The organism is Fluviibacter sp. (assembly GCF_057744235.1).
This window is the reverse complement of sequence record NZ_JBIJFP010000002.1, coordinates 1-17,465: the sequence shown is the minus strand read 5'-3', so window position 1 is coordinate 17,465 and position 17,465 is coordinate 1. Positions and strand designations below refer to the sequence as shown.

Genomic DNA, 17,465 nt, shown 5'->3' with positions numbered 1-17,465 from the left:
AGTTTGTGTGAAATCCAATGTTTAAAAGGGGTTAAGACTTTTTCTGCTGTCGACTGCCGCCCCAATTGAGATTACAGGTGGCAATTTTCATGGTGCAGTTTCGTTCGGGAGAGGGCGAGCCGTGAGGGGAGCATTGAGTCATCAATGACGCAGGTTGTTTTCCGGTGCCGTAAAAATCCAGTCGGCCTGGAGTCTTGTCTGGACCAGCTGGATATGCAGTCGGGCACGCCAGCGCATGGCGCCGGTAATGCAGACGGGAATGCTGCCGCTACCGGTCCATTGCCCATTGGCATCCTGAACCAGCGGAATGCGGATCAGGCCCATATCCATATCATCACCCGTCAGGTCGACCCAGACGGTGGATGGGGCATGCGTCGTCAGAACGCGCGCCGGGGGTGTTAACGTGAAAATGAGCGGGGCACTAACAGGAATCGGTTGGGGGCTGATGCTGAAGGTCCACGGGGCCTCTGAGGCGACCGGTGTGATGATAGGCAACTGACAGGCTTGCCGGTTCAGATTACAGGGTGGCGGCGTGATGGCTGTCGCTTCGGCCGGGTCGGTAACAAGCTGCATAAGCTCGTTACCATATCGCTGGGCAACGATAAACGATAATGCCAGCAGTATGATGATGGCCAATTGCCAGAAACGTGAGCGCGGTGGTTGACGTGTGGCCATTTCAGGGTCGGGCAGGGTCATCAGGCATCCTTGCTGGTTTCAACCGTGTGCGGTCGATGTTGGTTGCGCAACAGCACAATGAGCGCACCTTCACCACCATCGACCGGTTTGGCCTGGCAATAGGCCAGAACCTCCTGGCGTTGCGCCAGCCAGTTACGGGTCAGCACACGCAGCACGGCCACCTGGCCGGGAGAGCGTAGACCGCGTCCGGTCACTACGCGTACGCAGCGGATCCCCTGATGCAGACACCGACTCAGAAAATGCGCCAGCGCACTGCGAGCGGCATCGCGGGTATGGCCATGCAGATCGATTTCCCGCTGGATCACCCAGCGGCCGCGTCGGAGATCGCGCAGGACCTGCATGGAAACTCCCCGGTGCAAGTAGGTGGGCTCGTCACCGCCTTCCAGACGGTCGGCAAGCTCAATGGGGGCATGAATCAGATCATGCAGCACTGCCTGCTGGTCGAGCAGGTGCTGACGTGCCACTGGCTTGGGCGGTTGGGGGCGTAGATCAGCTCTGGGCGCAGCACGCAGAGGTGCGGCGTCACCGACCTGCGCCCGGAACAGAGCCTGTTCCTCCTCGCTGAGCGTTGTCGGCATCGGTAGGGGTCCCGGAGCCGTGGCCGCAGCACAAGCCTTACTGGGCAGGCGCCCAGGCCTTCAGTGCCACATCCAGACCCTGAGCCAGGCTATCCAGGAAGCGTTCTGCATCCAGCGCTGCCATACAGCCGGTGCCGGCTGAGGTAATGGCCTGCCGGTAATTGTGATCCTGTACATCACCGGCGGCAAAGACACCCGGTACACTCGTTGCCGTTGCAAAACCGTTATTGCCCATGCGGGTGATGAGATAGCCGTTTTCCATGTCTACTTGGCCGGCGAACATATCGGTATTCGGTTTGTGACCGATGGCAATGAAGACACCCCGGAGCTCTTTGTCCTTGGTTGAACCATCGGCGGCCTTGATGCGCACCCCGGTGACACCCGTGTTGTCACCCAGTACTTCGTCCAGCGTCGAATTCAGTTCCAGCGCGATCTTGCCTTCTTCAACGCGCTTGTAGAGTTTGTCGACCATGATCTTTTCGGCGCGGAACTTGTCGCGACGGTGGATCAGTGTCACTTTGCTGGCAATGTTGGCCAGATAGAGCGCCTCTTCCACCGCGGTGTTGCCACCGCCCACCACAGCCACTTCCTGATTGCGATAGAAAAAACCGTCACAGGTCGCACAGGCCGACACGCCACGTCCGGCGAATTGCTCTTCCGAAGGCAGACCCAGATATTGGGCCGATGCACCGGTGGCGATGATGAGTGCATCACAGGTATAGGTGCCGGCGTCGCCTTGCAGTTCAAAGGGGCGTTGACCCAGTTTGACCGTATGAATATGGTCAAACACCATTTCGGTCTCGAAACGGCTGGCATGCTGTTCGAAGCGGGCCATCAGTTCCGGACCCATCACACCGTTAACATCGGCGGGCCAGTTGTCGACCTCGGTCGTGGTCATCAGCTGTCCGCCTTGGGCCAGGCCCGTAATCAGCACCGGTTTCAGGTTGGCGCGGGCCGCGTAAATGGCCGATGTATAGCCGGCGGGCCCCGAACCGAGGATCAGCAAAGGGATATGGCGGGTCGCAGCAGACATGACAACTCCTGAAGTTGGGGCGGCTCTTGGAAAGGATGCCGCAAATCATTTAATCCTAGGGATTATAATCGTTCCTTACGTCATCACCAGCCCGACGATGGGCAAGCACTTTACTCATGACCCGACTTTTCAGCCGCCAGAGCAGTTTGCCGCGCACGACGCCTCTCACCCAGCGTATCGATGGGCCGCGTACCTTGCCTGAACGTATCGGCGCCCTGATGCAGGAGGCCCGCTGGGCGCTGCTCGGCTTTGTGGCCCTGGTTGCCGTGCTGGCGCTGGGCGGGTTTAATCCTGCAGATCCGGCCTGGTCGCATTCGGGCCCGGCTGGCCGCGTGACCAACCCCATGGGCCGCTTTGGTGCCTGGATATCTGATTTGCTGTTCTACCTGTTCGGCGGTGCCGCCTGGTTGTGGGCGCTGTTGCCGCTGGTACTGATTCTGATTGGCTGGACGGCACGTCGCCGCGCACTGAGCGAAGCCATGGAACCGGAAAGCCGCCCACTCTGGCTTACTCTGAGTGGTTTTCTGATGCTGCTGGTCTGCGTGTCGACCTTTGCCGCATTGCGTTTTCACAGTAGCGGCAGTGCGTTGCCTATGGGCCCCGGCGGGGTACTGGGCGAAGGCTTGGCGACGGTCATTGGTAATGCCTTCGGCTTTACCGGTGCCACCCTGATTGTGGGCACGCTGTTGTTGCTGAGCTGGCGTGTTTTCAGTGGGCTGCCCTGGATGGTGCTGTTCGAACAGATCGGAAGCCTGATGGAAAGGGCCGTGGGGGGCGGTGGCCGTGCTGTCGAAAGCTGGCAGGATCGCCGTATCGGCAAGGAAGTTGCCCAGCAACGTGAAGCCACTGTGGAGCAGAAACGCGCCGAACCCACCGAGCCAGTCTTTATTGAGCCGGCAGCGCCCGTCGAAGTGCCGGTATCGCGCAAAGCGACCCAGCGTAAAGAACGTGAAAAACAGGTGCCTTTGTTCCCCGAAGCCGTGGTCGGGGGCAAACTGCCGCCGCTGAGTCTGCTCGATCCGGCGCAACCGCCGACAGATATGCCGACGGAAGAAACGTTGCAATTTACCTCCCGCCTCATTGAAACCCGGCTGGGGGATTTCGGCGTCGAGGTGAAAGTGATCGCTGCCTACCCGGGCCCGGTGATTACCCGTTATGAAATCGAGCCGGCAGTCGGCGTTAAAGGTGCCCAGATCGTCAATCTGGCCCGCGATCTGGCCCGCGCCCTGGCACTGGTTTCTGTGCGTGTGGTGGAAACGGTACCTGGCAAATCCTGTATGGCGCTGGAGCTGCCCAATGCCAAACGCCAGACCGTACGACTCTCCGAAATTCTGTCCTCCCGGCCTTATCACAATATGAGTTCGCCGCTGACCGTGGCGCTGGGTAAGGACATTGGTGGTGTGCCCATCGTGGCTGATCTGGCCAAAATGCCGCACCTGCTGGTGGCCGGTACCACGGGCTCCGGTAAATCGGTGGGCGTCAACGCCATGATCCTGTCGATGCTCTATAAATCAGAGCCGGATGCCGTGCGTCTGATTCTGGTCGACCCCAAAATGCTGGAATTGTCGATCTATGAAGGGATTCCGCACCTGCTGGCGCCCGTGGTGACCGATATGCGCCAGGCGGCCAATGCACTGACCTGGTGTGTGGCCGAAATGGAGCGCCGCTATAAGGTGATGTCCAAGCTGGGCGTGCGTAATCTGGCCAGTGCCAATGAGCACATCCAGAAAGCCGCCGAGCAGGGTGAACCGATTCCGAATCCGCTGACGCTGACACCAGAAGCGCCTGAACCCTTGCGCAGCATGCCGCATATCGTGGTCGTGATCGACGAACTGGCCGACCTCATGATGGTGGCCGGCAAGAAGGTCGAAGAGCTCATCGCCCGTCTGGCACAGAAAGCCCGTGCCGCCGGTATTCACCTGATTCTGGCGACGCAGCGTCCTAGTGTCGATGTCATCACCGGTCTGATCAAGGCCAACATTCCAACGCGGATTGCCTTCCAGGTATCCAGCAAGATCGACTCGCGGACCATTCTGGATCAGATGGGTGCTGAAGCCCTGCTGGGTCAGGGCGATATGCTCTATCTGCCACCGGGTACTGGCTATCCGCAGCGCGTTCATGGCGCCTTTGTGGCCGATGACGAAGTGCACCGTGTGGTGGATTACCTCAAATCGCTAGGGGAGCCGGAGTACGAAGAGGGCATTCTCACCGGCGCCACCGAGGGTGATGGTGAAGGTGGGGAGGGCGGCGAAAGTGATGCCGAGGCCGACCCGCTGTACGACCAGGCCGTTGAAATTGTGCTCAAGAACCGTCGTGCTTCCATCTCACTGGTCCAGCGTCATCTGCGCATTGGCTATAACCGTTCGGCCCGCCTGATCGAAGCCATGGAAAAGGCCGGGCTGGTATCGTCGATGGATGGCCGCGGTGGCCGCGAAGTACTGGCACCCAATCGTGCCGGAGACGAGTAATGTCGAGCCATCGCTGGGTGACCGTACCCGCGTTACTGATCGCCTTGTCACTTGCGACTAGCAGTGCCTGGGCCGATAGCGTCAGCGATCTCAAGAGCTGGTTGCGTGATACCCGCACCCTCAAAGCCGACTTTGCGCAAAGCTCGGCTGGTGGCATTGGCGGTGGCAAAAGCCAGGGCACCATGGCCATCAGCCGCCCGGGTAAATTTCGCTGGTCCATCACCAAGCCCTATAACCAGCTGATGGTAGGCGATGGCAGCCGTATCTGGCTCTACGATCCGGAACTCAAACAAGTGATTGTGCGCGCTTCGCAAAAGGCATTGGGTGGCACACCCGCAGCCCTGTTGGCCGGCGACAATGAGGCTGATCAACGCTTCACCTTCAAAGCCGATGGCGAACACACCGGCGCAGAGTGGGTGATTGCCGAACCCAAGCAGAATGACACGGGCTTTGTGCGGATCCGAATCGGCCTGGCCGGTAACGAACTCAAAGGCATGATTCTGGAAGACAGCTTTGGCCAGACCACCACGCTGGTGTTCAGCAACGTTGTGCGTAACGGTGATGCACCGGCCAGCCTGTTCCGCTTTACGCCGCCGGCCGGCGCCGATGTGCTGAAACAGTAACCATGGATCTGTTTGCCGACGTCAACCTGGGCTCGCCGGCAGCTGCAGCCACCCAGCATTACGCGCCGCTCCCCGAGCAGTTGCGACCACAAACGCTGGAAGCCGTGGTAGGGCAGAGCCATCTACTGGGTCTGGGCAAACCCTTGCGTCTGGTCCTGGAAAGCGGCAACCCGCACTCCATGATCTTCTGGGGGCCGCCGGGTACGGGCAAAACCACGCTGGCCCGCCTGGTAGCGCGTCACTGCGATGCCGAGTTTCTGGCATTGTCAGCCGTGTTGGCGGGCGTTAAAGAAATCCGCGAAGCCATCGCTTTTGCAGAAAAGGCCCGGCAGACTGGCCGTAGAACGATCCTGTTTGTAGATGAAGTTCACCGCTTTAATAAATCGCAGCAAGATGCCTTTCTGCCGCACGTCGAGTCCGGCCTGGTCACCTTTATCGGCGCCACCACCGAGAACCCGTCTTTTGAAGTCAATGCGGCACTGCTGTCGCGCGCCGCAGTGTATGTGCTCAAGTCGCTGAGCATAGACGAGTTGACTGAACTCTTCAATCGGGCGCTCGCCACATTGCCCGAAGCCAGCATTAGCGATGAAGCGCGTACGCGTCTCATTGGTGTCGCTGATGGCGATGCCCGCAAGTTACTTAACCTGATCGAGCAGACACTGGCTGCGGCTAAGGCCAGCGGCATTGCAGACATCAATGCCGAATTTGTTGCTAACACGCTGGCTCAGAATCTGCGACGTTTCGACAAAGGGGGCGATGCCTTTTACGACCAGATTTCCGCCTTGCATAAATCCGTGCGGGGTTCCAATCCGGATGCCGCCCTCTACTGGTTTGTCAGCATGCTCGATGGCGGCGCGGATCCGCGTTATCTGGCACGCCGCCTCGTGCGCATGGCCTGGGAAGACATCGGCCTGGCTGACCCACGGGCGGCACAGATGGCCCTGCAAGCGGCCGAAACCTATGAGCGTCTGGGCTCCCCCGAAGGCGAACTGGCACTCGCCAATGCCGTGCTCTATCTGGCATCGACCGCCAAGTCAGATGCCGCCTACCGCGCGTATAATCAGGCCCGTGCCTTTGTGCATGAAGATGTCTCGCGGCCCGTACCCATGCATTTGCGTAATGCGCCGACCCGGCTCATGAAAGAGCTGGGCCATGGTGCAGGGTACCGTCATGCGCATGACGAAGCCGGTGGCTATGCTGCCGGCGTCAACTATTTTCCGGACGGTATGCAGGAACCAGCCTGGTACCAGCCGGTGGATCGCGGGCTGGAAGCCCGGATCAAAGAACGATTAGCCCAGTTAAGAGAGTTAGACCGACATGCTTGATATTCAGCTCCTCCGCTCGCAGCCTGATGACGTTGCCCGCCGTCTGGCCACCCGTGGTGACGCCATTGATTTCGCGCCTTTCAATGCGCTGGAAGCCGAACGTAAAACACTGCAGCAGCGCACGCAGGATCTGCAGGCCCAGCGTAATACCCTCTCCAAGCAGATCGGTATGCTCAAGGGCAAAGGGGAAGACGCCAGCGCGGTGATGGCGGAAGTTGGTCAGCTGGGCGATGCACTCAAAGCCTCCGAAGCGCGGCTGGCGGTGCTGCTCGAAGAGATCAATGCCTTCACCTCGGCACTGCCCAACCTGCCGGGTGCCGATGTGCCCGTCGGTGCGGATGAAAACGACAATGTGGAAATCAAGCGCTGGGGTGAAGTGCCTAGTTTTGATTTCGAAGTCAAAGATCACGTGGATATCGGTGCTGGGCTCAATGGCATGGATTTCGAAACCGCCACCAAACTGACTGGCTCCCGCTTTGTGGTGCTGCAGGGGTCGGTTGCCCGTCTGCATCGGGCATTAGCGCAGTTCATGCTGGATACGCATACCAGCGACCACGGCTATACAGAACTCTACGCGCCGTACCTCGTAAACAGCGCCAGCTTGTATGGTACCGGCCAGCTGCCCAAGTTTTCCGAAGACCTGTTCCAGGTGCCGCGCGGTGAGGCCGAACCGTATTTCCTGATTCCTACGGCTGAAGTACCTGTCACCAATATGGTTCGCGATACCATCACCCCGGCTGAACAGTTGCCGCTCAAGTGGGTGTGCCATACCCCGTGTTTCCGTTCCGAAGCCGGCTCTGGTGGTCGTGATGTACGCGGCCTGATTCGCCAGCATCAATTCGATAAGGTTGAGTTGGTGCACATTGTGAACCCAGAAACCTCGGCACAGGCACACGAAGACCTGACCCGTCATGCCGAAACCATTCTGGAAAAACTCGGCTTGCCGTATCGCCGTATCGTACTTTGCACTGGCGACATGGGTTTCTCTGCAGAAAAAACCTACGATCTGGAAGTCTGGCTGCCCGCGCAGAACACCTACCGCGAAATTTCGAGTTGTTCTAACTTCGGTAGCTTCCAGGCGCGCCGCATGCAGGCACGCTTCCGCAATGCTCAAGGCAAGCCGGAATTAGCGCATACACTCAATGGATCCGGCCTGGCGGTTGGCCGCACGCTGGTCGCTATTCTGGAAAACTACCAACAAGCCGATGGCAGCGTCCGTGTGCCCGACGTGCTGCAACCCTATATGGGTGGTCTACAGGTACTTAAGGTGCCGTCAGCGCAAGCCTGAGGGAGCTTTTGCCGGTTTTGATGACAGACTGCCGCCCGGCGCACTCACCCCGTAGGTACGGGTGGGTGCCGTCAGCGTGAACCCCGTGCTCGCCGGGTAGGTACGAGACAGAATCGCATAGTACATCCGCACGTTTTCGGCAGTAATCACCGCCTCGCCGCCACGAATCTTTATCCCGCTTTTGGTCTGCCCCAGCTGGGGCAGTGTTTTTTTGATATCCACCCATGAGTCCGGGTTCAGTCCGTTCGCTTTCGCCAGCTTGCGCGCCTGCAGAATCTGGGCCGGGCCAACGTTATAGGAGGCGATGGCCATCCAGGTCCGGTCCGGCTCCGGCACAGATGCCGGTAACTCGTCACGGAGCATATCCAGATAGCGTGCACCGCCCATAATGCTTTCGTAGGGGTCCAGCCGGTTGCGCACCCCCAGGCGGTCGGCGGTGTCGCCCGTCAGCATCATCAGGCCGCGTACGCCTGTTGGGCTAATCGCAGCATTTTCCCATTTCGATTCTTGATACGCCAGTGCCGCCAGAAGCCGCCAGTCATAGCCGGTGCTGGTCTGGGCGCGTTTGAACTGCGCCAGGTACTGCGGTAAACGGGTTTTTATCCGGGTCAGGAAGCCGCTGCGGTCCGCTTCCTGCAAACGATCAATGGCCCCGAAGTAGCGATCCTTCAGCTGGCGCAACGTGCCATCTTTTTCAGATTCCGCCAGAAAATGATTGGCTTCCTGCACCAGTAGATCTCCCGTGCGTTTGGGAAACGCCCAGACCAGCTCGTCATCGCTACCCAGCACCAGGGTGCTGTCGATCCCCTCGAAGTAATTCAGCCCGATACGAAAAGTCGAGCGCGTTACGACTGCCAGCTCAATGCGATGTTCGGCGACGGCTTTGAGCAGATCCAGTTCATTCCACGTGTCATGAGTCTCTAGCTGGATCTGAATCTTCTTCTGGCGTAGCGGGGCGAGCCAGAGCGCATGGCTGTTGGCCTGGATCGCGTGCAGGGTTTTGCCATGTAGCTGGTTTGTATCCGACAGGGGGAGGGTATCACCGGCTTGCACCACGACCAGCGGCTCGCGTGCGTAGGGTTTCGAAGCGCGCAGTAAGGAGGCTTGCGCCCCTTGCTCATCATCTGCCCCAGTCAGGTTGCGGCTGGTCGGCGCTTCCACAAAACGCCGGCTCAGCCAGGCTGCCGCCATGTGGACATCGCCGCGTTCCAGCAGCTGGTGCAGCGCCTGTTCGTTTTCCACCACCACAAAGCGCACCTTCTTGCCCAGCGACTTGGCAAACGCCATCACCAGATCATGATCAAAGCCGGTTTCCAGAATCACGGCTTTGCCGTTTTCATCAGTGGTTGTTTCCTGCATGAAGCTGGTTGGCGTCTCGCGTGTACCTACCACCAGCTCGCGGGATAGGGCCAGCGGCTGAATGTGCGGCATCAGATAGTAAACACCCGCCAGCAGACCACCGACCAGAAACATCGCCTTCAACCAGAGTACCCAGCGCGGCGCAGCATTGATCCGGCGCAGAACACCGCGCATCTTGCTGCTGATCGCAGTTAAAAAGCGGTATTGAGCAGAAGTCGTTTTCTCGGTCGGAGTCACAGGGTCACTTTAACATGGCGGTCAATCTACAATCAGGTGCGTTATTTTTAATAGCGTGCTATAGTTCCTGGCTCGGAGAGGTGGCAGAGTGGTCGAATGTACCTGACTCGAAATCAGGCGTACTGCAAGGTACCGTGGGTTCGAATCCCACCCTCTCCGCCAAACAAAAAGGCCTTTAAGTTTAACGACGTAAAGGCCTTTTCCGTTTTTCGATTATAGTCATCGCATCATCTCAAAGGCTGGGCGATGCACCTGTTCAAAACCCTTGCGCAATTACCCCGCACTGTCTGGTTGATCGGCCTGATCAGCCTGGTCAACGACAGTGCGAGCGAGATGTTGTATCCGCTCATTCCGCTATATCTCTCGGCTGTGCTGATGGCGGGCCCCAAGGCGCTGGGTTTGATTGAAGGCGTGGCAGAGGCAACGGCGAGTCTGTTGAAGCTGTTTTCCGGTGTATTGATGGACCGTACACGCCGGGCGAAGCCCTGGATTGTGGTGGGCTACGGTCTGGTTGGGCTGGGCCGGCCATTGATTGCCTTTGTGAGCAGTTGGCCCTGGCTGATGCTGATCCGCTTTAGTGACCGGGTCGGCAAAGGTCTGCGTACCTCACCGCGTGATGCCATGCTGGCGGCCGCGGCCGGCGCGCATCACCGGGGCTTGGCGTTCGGTTTGCATCGCGCGATGGATAATGCCGGGGCCGTGGTTGGCCCGCTGGTGGCCTGGGCGCTGCTGGCCTCGGCGGTGCCTCTGCAAGACATTTTTTTGTGGTCGGCCGTACCGGCGACCATTTGTGTGGTGTTGGCGCTCTTTCTGAAAGATCCACCCGGTGAACAGTTTGCCGAGTTACCGCGCTTCAATTGGCGGGAACACCGTATCAGTCCGGCGATGAAGCGCTATCTGGTGGTGGTGGGCATCTTTTCTCTGGGGAATGCCTCCAATATGTTTTTGCTCTTGCGCGCTGGCGAGTTAGGTGTGGCGACCCAGGATATCCCGTTGTTATGGGCGGCGGTGTCGGTCGTCCCGACGCTGTTCTCGACACCCTTGGCCGCGTGGTCAGACAGAATCGGTCGGGTGCGCTTGTTGTTTGCCGGGTACACCGCTTATGGTGCGGTGTATCTGATACTGGCCTATCTGGGCCACGGCAGCCTGTGGCTGTTTGGGTTGTACGCCCTGTATGGCCTGTTTCTGGCGGCGACCGAAGGGGTCGAGAAAGCGCTGGTCGCGGATCTGGCCCCCAACGAGCGGCAGGGCACTGCCTTTGGCTGGTTCAATATGATTACCGGGTTTTGTTTGCTTCCGGCGTCCATCATCTTCGGTTGGCTGTATCAGGACATCTCGGCTGAGGCGGCCTTTGTGTTTTCCGGTATCTGCGGGTTTTTATCCGCAGCGCTGATGGGCTTCTGGTGGCGTAGTTTTAACGTAAGCCCGATGCCACACTGATGGCGGTTTTAACCCACTGGCTGGCCAGTACCTGAAACTTTTCCGGTGAATCCACTTCCAGACGGAATTGTTCGCTGGAAACCAGGTACACGCCTTCACCCAGCAATTTGCCGGTAACGCTGTCGAGTAGTTTGGCTTCCACCATGAGCTGCGGTTTGCTGCCGCTAATGGTGGCACCTTGACCGGCTGCTTTGAGTACGGTGCTGATCGGTACCAGACGACGTGGCCGGAAAACATCGCCTTCAACGACGACGCCCGTTACGGCGGTGCTCAAACGTGCCACGCGCTGGCCCGGCTTATAGCTGATGCCAAACTGTTTACGCACCATCTGGCGCATGGAGATGTCCATGCCGTTACGGACCTTGTAAATGGTTTCTTCCGTAATCCCTTTTTTGCCCAGATCTTTCTCGGCAGACTGGTACAACACGATCGGATCGACCATGACCGCACGGTAGTCACTGCGCTTGAAGTCCGGGCTGAGATAGCGATAGATCTTGACGCCGGGCTGAACCGATACCAGCTTGAGACGGTCGTAATCCGACGCGTTGATATATTCGTTGGGGTCGGATTGGGTTTGAACACCGGCGCAGGCGACCAGCAGTGCCGCTACTATGGCAGGGCAGCGTGTGGCAAGTCGCTTGAAGGTGCGGTGAAAGATAAAATACGGAAGCATGATGGCAATCAGGGTCACAAGCGGGGCCGTCATTGCAGAAATAGTTGAATCTGCAGGATCACGGCGTCAATGAGATAATGTCATCATTATAAATGGTTGAGATCAATGCTCATGGCGCGTCATTTTCTGGTTACCGGTGCAGCTGGTTTTATCGGCATGCACACGGCATTGCGTCTGCTGGAGCGTGGCGATACGGTTGTTGGGCTGGATAACCTCAACGACTACTACGACCCGGCTCTCAAGTTGGGCCGGCTGGATGTGCTGGCCCAACATCCGGGTTTTCGTTTTGTTAAGGGTGATCTGGCGGATCGCGAGCTAATGGCCGATTTATTCGCCAAAGAGCAGTTTGCCGGTGTCGTACATCTGGCAGCTCAGGCCGGTGTCCGCTATTCGGTCACCAACCCGCATACCTATGCCGACTGCAATCTGACGGGCTTTCTGAATGTGCTGGAAGGCTGTCGCCAGAACCATGTGGGGCATCTGGTTTATGCCTCCAGCTCCAGCGTGTACGGCGGTAACGAGAAAATGCCGTTCTCCGAAGCCGATAGCGTTGATCACCCGGTCAGCCTGTATGCCGCCACCAAGCGGGCCAATGAATTGATGGCCCACAGCTACAGCCATTTGTACGATCTGCCGGTTACTGGCTTGCGTTTCTTTACCGTCTACGGTCCCTGGGGGCGCCCGGATCAGTCGTTATTCCTGTTTGTCAGCGCCATGCTGGCCGGTCAAGCCATTAAGGTTTTTAACGAAGGCAAGATGCGCCGCGACTTTACCTATATCGATGACATTGTCGAGGGCGTGATTCGTGTGCTTGATAAGCCGGCTACGCCAGACGCTGCGTTTGACCCGCAGCATCCGTTGCCGCATACCGGCAGGGCGCCGTATCGCATCTTCAATATTGGCAATAGTGACCCTGTGCCATTGATGGACTTTATCGAAGCCATCGAAGCCTCACTGGGTATGACCGCCGACAAAAATTTCCTACCGCTGCAGGCCGGTGATGTGACCGAAACCTTTGCTGATACTAAAGCGCTGGATGCCTGGGTGGGCTTCAAGCCCTCAACCAGCGTCAGCAAAGGCGTTGAGCGTTTTGTCAACTGGTATCGCGCGTATTACCAGGTGTAAACAGAAGGTTGGCGCTGTCATCATTCTGAGATGTCAGTCGTTCAGACTATCGATTTAACTTGAATGAATCCCGCCATGAACCAGACACTGCCCGTATTGCTCTGCCTGAATGCTGGTTCTTCCAGCGTCAAGTTTTCTGTCTATGAGGTGTCTGCCAAGGCGGGGCAAGATGACCTGGTGCTCCTATTCGGTGGCCAAATCGAAGGGCTGCTCACGCAACCGCATTTCAAGGTGTCTGATGCAAAGGGCAGCGTGCTGAATGACCGCCAGTGGGATGCGCCGAAGCGCCGGGCTGAGGCGGTAGAAATTATTCTGGACTATGTGCGTTCGGCCGCAACGGGTTATCACCTGGCAGCCGTGGGGCACCGGGTGGTACTGGGTGGCATTGAATACCCGCATGCGGTGCTGGTTGATGATGCGGTACTGGCGGTACTTGATCACTACGCCGTGATTGTGCCCAGTCATCAGCCGGCGGAAATCGAGGCCATCCGCTTATTGCGGGCCTCGCATCCGGATCTGCTGCAGGTGGCGTGTTTTGACTCGGCCTTTCACCGCACTAAATCGGAAGTCGCCGATTTATATGCGCTACCGTTGAGCTACCGCGACAAGGGGATTCGTCGCTGGGGTTTTCATGGCTTGTCCTATGACTACATCAGTAGCCAGTTGCCGTCTCTCGACCCGCGCCTGGCTAAGGGCAAAACCGTGGTCATGCATCTGGGCAGCGGGGCCAGTCTCTGTGGCTTACAGGGTGGGCGCAGCGCCTATACCTCGATGGGATTTTCGCCACTCGATGGGCTCATGATGGGCACGCGTTGCGGTTCTCTGGATCCGATGATTCCGTTGTATCTGATGCAGCAATATCAGATGTCTCCAGCCGCCGTGGAAAAGCTATTGATCAAGGATGCCGGATTGCTCGGCGTTTCAGGGTTGTCGAACGATATGCGTGACCTGGAGCAGAGCCATGATCCGAATGCCGCATTGGCCATGGATCTATTCGTAGAAATGCTGGTTCGTGAAACTGGCGCCGCTATGGCGTCGATCCGTGGTCTAGATGGTATTGTTTTTACGGCTGGTATTGGTGAGCATTCATCGTTGATTCGGTTGCGGGTCTGTGAGGCACTCGCCTGGGCCGGGGTGATTCTTGATCCGGCACGTAATGCCGACCACAACCAAGGTGCGCGGCGTATTTCCAGCGATGAGAGCCCTGTCGCTGTATGGGTCATACCGACGAATGAAGAAATCGTCATTGCGCGCGATACCTGGCGGCTGGCGAAATCCTGAGTGCTTGAACCTACTTGGCGCGGCAGGTCTTGAGCGACTTCGATCAGGTCGTGCTTGTATCTTTCTGGAAAGATAGTTAAAATTCGCGCATGTGCAACGATGACAAATATCTATGGTCGGTCCAGCACGATCCGCTGGTCGTCCCGCTATTTCTGAACCTCGAGCGCGCCCGGAAGATGGCGCATGACCAGGCCCGCAAGGTTTGGGATCGTCATGGGCTGACGCCGTCGGAGTTTGATGTGTTGGCCGTGCTGCGCAACGTCGAGGCGCCGTATGAGCTGACGCCCGGCCAAATCCAGGATCGGGTGTTGCTCACTTCCGGAGGGCTGACCAAGGTCATTCATCTGCTGGAAGAGAAGGGCTTTGTCGAGCGCTTTGTCGCGCGTGATGATAACCGCGTGAAACCGGTACGCCTGACAGAAGACGGTGTCGCCTGTATTGGTCAGGCGATGCAGGAACTCTCAGGCATGACCGGTGCCTGGATAAGATCGCTCATGCCAGAGAAGGATATCCTGGCAACGACCCGAATGTTGCGCAAGATCGCCGAACAATGATGCATCAACGAACCGATCCACCGTATTTGCCGCTAATTTTGTCGCTATGGCTTCTAGGAGCGATCAGCGGCTGTGCCCCCATGCCGGAGCTTGGGCCGCTGGCCGACGCCAAGGCGCCCGAAACTCTGATCAGTACGCAAACGCTCAAAGCGCCGGAAGCCACCTGGCCCGATGACCGCTGGTGGGAAAAATATAACGATGCGCAACTCAACCAGTTGATTGCTGAAGGTCTGGCTGATGCTCCGGATCTGAAAGCCGCACAGGCGCGCCTGCGCCGTTCGGAAGCGCAGTCCCAATCCGTTGGGTCGGTGCTCTATCCGCAGCTCAGTGCTAACGGTACCGTCTTCGGTCAGGAAGTCAGTACCAACTACATCGTGCCTGCCCCGTATACGCCGCAGGGTTGGTATTCCTACGGGCAGGCCACGCTTAACTTCAACTGGGAAATTGATTTCTGGGGCAAGAATCGTGCGGCGCTGGCAGCCGCTGTTTCAGAGAGCCAGGCGCGGCGTGCCGATGTGGCACAGGCGCGTTTGATCCTGACGACGGCCATTGCCCGCAGTTACGCCGATCTGGCCCGTTTGATGGCCGACCGGGCGACCGCAGAAAAAGCGCTGGATATTCGTACCAAGACCTGGGCATTGTTTGGCGAGCGGCAGAAGCAGGGGTTAGAAAATACCGGCGCCGTGAGTCAGGCGGAAGGTAAAAAACATCTCGCTGAAAATGATCTGGTTCAGATTGATGTTCGCATTGCTGAAACCCGCAACCGGCTGGCAGCCCTGGTTGGGGCGGGCCCGGATCGTGGGCTGCAGATCAATCCGCCGAAAACCCTGGTGACCACCACCTACGCCTTGCCACCGGACCTCGGTATTAACCTGGTCGGCCGGCGCCCGGATATCGTGGCCACCCGATGGCAGGCAGAAGCGTCACAAAGCCGGATCGAGCAGCGTAAAGCGGCGTTTTATCCCAATGTGAATATTGCGGCGTTTGTGGGTGGTCAGTCGCTGGGTATCAATAAACTGATCGAGTCGGGCTCGTATATGAGCAATGCTGGCCCGGCCATTTATCTGCCGATCTTTCTGGGCGGCAAACTGCGGGCTGATCTGAATGCGGCACGGGCTGACTATGATGAAAACGTCGCCAATTACGAGAAGACGCTGATTCAAGCGCTGAACGAAGTGGCCGATGTCGCTGCCGGATTACAGCAGCTCAACAAGCAGGTGCGTCTGGCTGATCAGAGTGTGGCGGCACAAACGCAGGGGCTCACCGTCGCGGCGAACCGCTACAAAGGTGGGCTGGCTAATTACCTGGATGTGTTGGTTGCCGAAGATGAGCTGCTGAGCAGCTGGCGTGTGCAGACCGATGTGCGCACCCGCGCCTTTATTCTCGATGTGGCACTGACCAAGGCCCTGGGTGGAGGTTATCAGACGGACGCGGCTGCAGATCGCCGCCAGGATAAAAAGAGTGAGGAATTTCCCCGATGAGCCGTAAGCAACAGATTGTTAGTAAACTGGCCGAACGTAAAAAAGCGTTCTCGATCCTCGGTGCGGTGGTTGCCATTGCCACGGTGGCCTTTGGCTTGTACTGGGGCTTCTATGGTTCGCGTTATGTGAGTACCGATAACGCCTATACCGCGACAGAGATTGCACAGGTCACCCCTGAGGTGGATGGCACTATTGCTGCTGTTCGCGTGGTCGACACCAACAGTGTTAAGACGGGCGACGTGCTGGCTGAAATTGATCCGCGTGATATGCAGGTGGCTTACGATAAAGCCAAAGCCAACTATGATCGTGCCAAAATCGATTTTGACCGCCGTAAGGCGCTGTCGGCATCCGGTTCGGTCTCAGCGGATGAACTGACCCGATCGGAAAACGATCTGGCCCTGGCCAGTGCCAATTTCCGTGAAGCCTCGCTCAATCTGGAACGCACCACCATCAAGTCACCGATTGACGGGGTAGTTGCCAAGCGACAGGTACAGCTGGGTCAACGTGTGCGGGCAGGTACGCCACTGATGGTGATCGTGCCGTTGCATAAGCTGCACGTCGATGCCAACTTCAAGGAAAGCGAACTGGAAAAAATCCAGATCGGTCAGCCGGTGCGCTTGACGTCAGATCTCTACGGCAGCCGTGTGGTGTATCACGGGGTCGTTGATGGCTTCTCCGGTGGCACGGGCGCCGCCTTCGCCACCATTCCGGCACAGAACGCCACGGGTAACTGGATCAAGGTCGTGCAGCGTGTGCCAGTGCGGATCAGCCTGACACCGCAAGAGCTGGCAGAGAACCCGCTGAGTGTGGGTGTCTCAATGCGCGTGCGCGTGGACACCCGGGCCGACTGATGTCCACAGCAGACAAAAGCCCACAGCCGCTGACCGGTTGGCAGTTGTGGGCGGCGGCGATGTTCCTGTCTATGGCGAATCTCATCGCCATTCTGGATATGACGATTGCCAACGTCTCGGTGCTGACTATTGCGGGCGGCCTCGCAGTGACGCCGACCCAGGGAACCTGGGTCATTACCTCCTATGCCGTGGCCGAAGCGATTACCGTGCCACTCACCGGCTGGTTCACGCAGCGCTACGGGTCGGTGCGCGTGTTTGTCATTGCTATGGCGGCCTTTGGTCTATGTTCGGCACTGGCCGGGATGTCCTCGTCGCTGGGCTTTCTAATCTTCGCACGGGTGTTGCAGGGCATGGCTGGCGGGCCGCTGATGCCGCTGTCACAAACGCTGCTGCTGCGTATCTTCCCCAAAGAAAAAGCGGGTGCCGCCACCGGTATCTGGGCTATGACCACGC

16 protein-coding genes and 1 tRNA gene are annotated in these 17,465 nt (G+C 58.2%); 12 read left to right on the top strand and 5 right to left on the bottom strand.

Features of this window, described 5'->3' with window-relative positions; translation table 11 throughout:
• Positions 1-141: 141 nt before the first annotated feature.
• From AC3GOJ_RS01685 to trxB, 3 genes are read right to left on the bottom strand one after another with little or no spacing between them, the layout of a single operon-like run.
• Complete coding sequence (locus AC3GOJ_RS01685) at positions 142-696, bottom strand: hypothetical protein (RefSeq protein ID WP_488235726.1); 555 nt, start codon at positions 694-696, stop codon at positions 142-144.
• Positions 696-1,274 carry a Smr/MutS family protein gene (locus AC3GOJ_RS01680; RefSeq protein ID WP_488235725.1) on the bottom strand — a complete coding sequence of 193 codons (579 nt, stop codon included), beginning with the start codon at positions 1,272-1,274 and terminating at the stop codon, positions 696-698. Before AC3GOJ_RS01680 ends, AC3GOJ_RS01685 begins: the two co-directional genes overlap by 1 nt.
• A 37-nt stretch (positions 1,275-1,311) precedes the next feature.
• Positions 1,312-2,307, bottom strand: a complete 996-nt coding sequence (gene trxB, locus AC3GOJ_RS01675) for a thioredoxin-disulfide reductase (protein ID WP_488235724.1) — start codon at positions 2,305-2,307, stop codon at positions 1,312-1,314.
• A gap of 218 nt (positions 2,308-2,525) precedes the next feature.
• Here trxB and AC3GOJ_RS01670 point away from each other — a divergent pair, with 218 nt between their 5' ends.
• The 4 genes from AC3GOJ_RS01670 to serS are packed head-to-tail and all read left to right on the top strand — an operon-like array spanning position 2,526 to position 8,011.
• Positions 2,526-4,775 (top strand): DNA translocase FtsK, encoded by a 2,250-nt coding sequence (locus AC3GOJ_RS01670; protein WP_488235926.1) that lies wholly within the window; start codon positions 2,526-2,528, stop codon positions 4,773-4,775.
• Positions 4,775-5,398 (top strand): outer membrane lipoprotein periplasmic chaperone LolA, encoded by a 624-nt coding sequence (gene lolA, locus AC3GOJ_RS01665; protein ID WP_488235723.1) that lies wholly within the window; start codon positions 4,775-4,777, stop codon positions 5,396-5,398. The genes AC3GOJ_RS01670 and lolA overlap by 1 nt, the downstream gene beginning before the upstream one ends.
• A 2-nt stretch (positions 5,399-5,400) precedes the next feature.
• Positions 5,401-6,723: a replication-associated recombination protein A gene (locus AC3GOJ_RS01660; RefSeq protein ID WP_488235722.1), complete on the top strand. Its 1,323-nt coding sequence runs from the start codon at positions 5,401-5,403 to the stop codon at positions 6,721-6,723.
• Positions 6,716-8,011: a serine--tRNA ligase gene (gene serS, locus AC3GOJ_RS01655; RefSeq protein WP_488235721.1), complete on the top strand. Its 1,296-nt coding sequence runs from the start codon at positions 6,716-6,718 to the stop codon at positions 8,009-8,011. Before AC3GOJ_RS01660 ends, serS begins: the two co-directional genes overlap by 8 nt.
• Here the strand turns inward: serS and mltF are convergent.
• Positions 7,997-9,607 carry a membrane-bound lytic murein transglycosylase MltF gene (mltF, locus tag AC3GOJ_RS01650; protein ID WP_488235720.1) on the bottom strand — a complete coding sequence of 537 codons (1,611 nt, stop codon included), beginning with the start codon at positions 9,605-9,607 and terminating at the stop codon, positions 7,997-7,999. The two genes, serS and mltF, sit on opposite strands and share 15 nt — an antisense overlap.
• A gap of 74 nt (positions 9,608-9,681) precedes the next feature.
• Here mltF and AC3GOJ_RS01645 point away from each other — a divergent pair.
• Together AC3GOJ_RS01645 and AC3GOJ_RS01640 are read left to right on the top strand one after the other, a co-directional pair.
• Positions 9,682-9,769 (top strand) — tRNA-Ser (locus AC3GOJ_RS01645).
• A gap of 84 nt (positions 9,770-9,853) precedes the next feature.
• Complete coding sequence (locus AC3GOJ_RS01640; RefSeq protein WP_488235719.1) at positions 9,854-11,047, top strand: MFS transporter; 1,194 nt, start codon at positions 9,854-9,856, stop codon at positions 11,045-11,047.
• Here AC3GOJ_RS01640 and AC3GOJ_RS01635 read toward each other — a convergent pair.
• Positions 11,022-11,753: a DUF3313 domain-containing protein gene (locus tag AC3GOJ_RS01635; RefSeq protein WP_488235718.1), complete on the bottom strand. Its 732-nt coding sequence runs from the start codon at positions 11,751-11,753 to the stop codon at positions 11,022-11,024. The genes AC3GOJ_RS01640 and AC3GOJ_RS01635 overlap by 26 nt on opposite strands.
• 78 nt (positions 11,754-11,831) lie before the next feature.
• Between AC3GOJ_RS01635 and AC3GOJ_RS01630 the strand changes: the two genes are divergently transcribed.
• The 6 genes from AC3GOJ_RS01630 to AC3GOJ_RS01605 all read left to right on the top strand — a co-directional run.
• Positions 11,832-12,845, top strand: a complete 1,014-nt coding sequence (locus AC3GOJ_RS01630; RefSeq protein WP_488235717.1) for an NAD-dependent epimerase — start codon at positions 11,832-11,834, stop codon at positions 12,843-12,845.
• A 75-nt stretch (positions 12,846-12,920) separates the two neighbouring features.
• Positions 12,921-14,126 (top strand): acetate/propionate family kinase, encoded by a 1,206-nt coding sequence (locus AC3GOJ_RS01625; protein WP_488235716.1) that lies wholly within the window; start codon positions 12,921-12,923, stop codon positions 14,124-14,126.
• 89 nt (positions 14,127-14,215) lie between these two features.
• Positions 14,216-14,680, top strand: a complete 465-nt coding sequence (locus AC3GOJ_RS01620; RefSeq protein WP_488235715.1) for a MarR family winged helix-turn-helix transcriptional regulator — start codon at positions 14,216-14,218, stop codon at positions 14,678-14,680.
• Entirely contained in the window at positions 14,677-16,161 is a 1,485-nt protein-coding gene (locus AC3GOJ_RS01615) for an efflux transporter outer membrane subunit (protein ID WP_488235714.1), read from the top strand. The genes AC3GOJ_RS01620 and AC3GOJ_RS01615 overlap by 4 nt, the downstream gene beginning before the upstream one ends.
• Entirely contained in the window at positions 16,158-17,012 is an 855-nt protein-coding gene (locus AC3GOJ_RS01610) for an efflux RND transporter periplasmic adaptor subunit (protein ID WP_488235713.1), read from the top strand. Before AC3GOJ_RS01615 ends, AC3GOJ_RS01610 begins: the two co-directional genes overlap by 4 nt.
• Positions 17,012-17,465, top strand: a 454-nt coding sequence (locus tag AC3GOJ_RS01605) for an MFS transporter (protein ID WP_488235712.1), incomplete at its 3' end; no start/stop codon positions are given. The genes AC3GOJ_RS01610 and AC3GOJ_RS01605, both read left to right, overlap by 1 nt.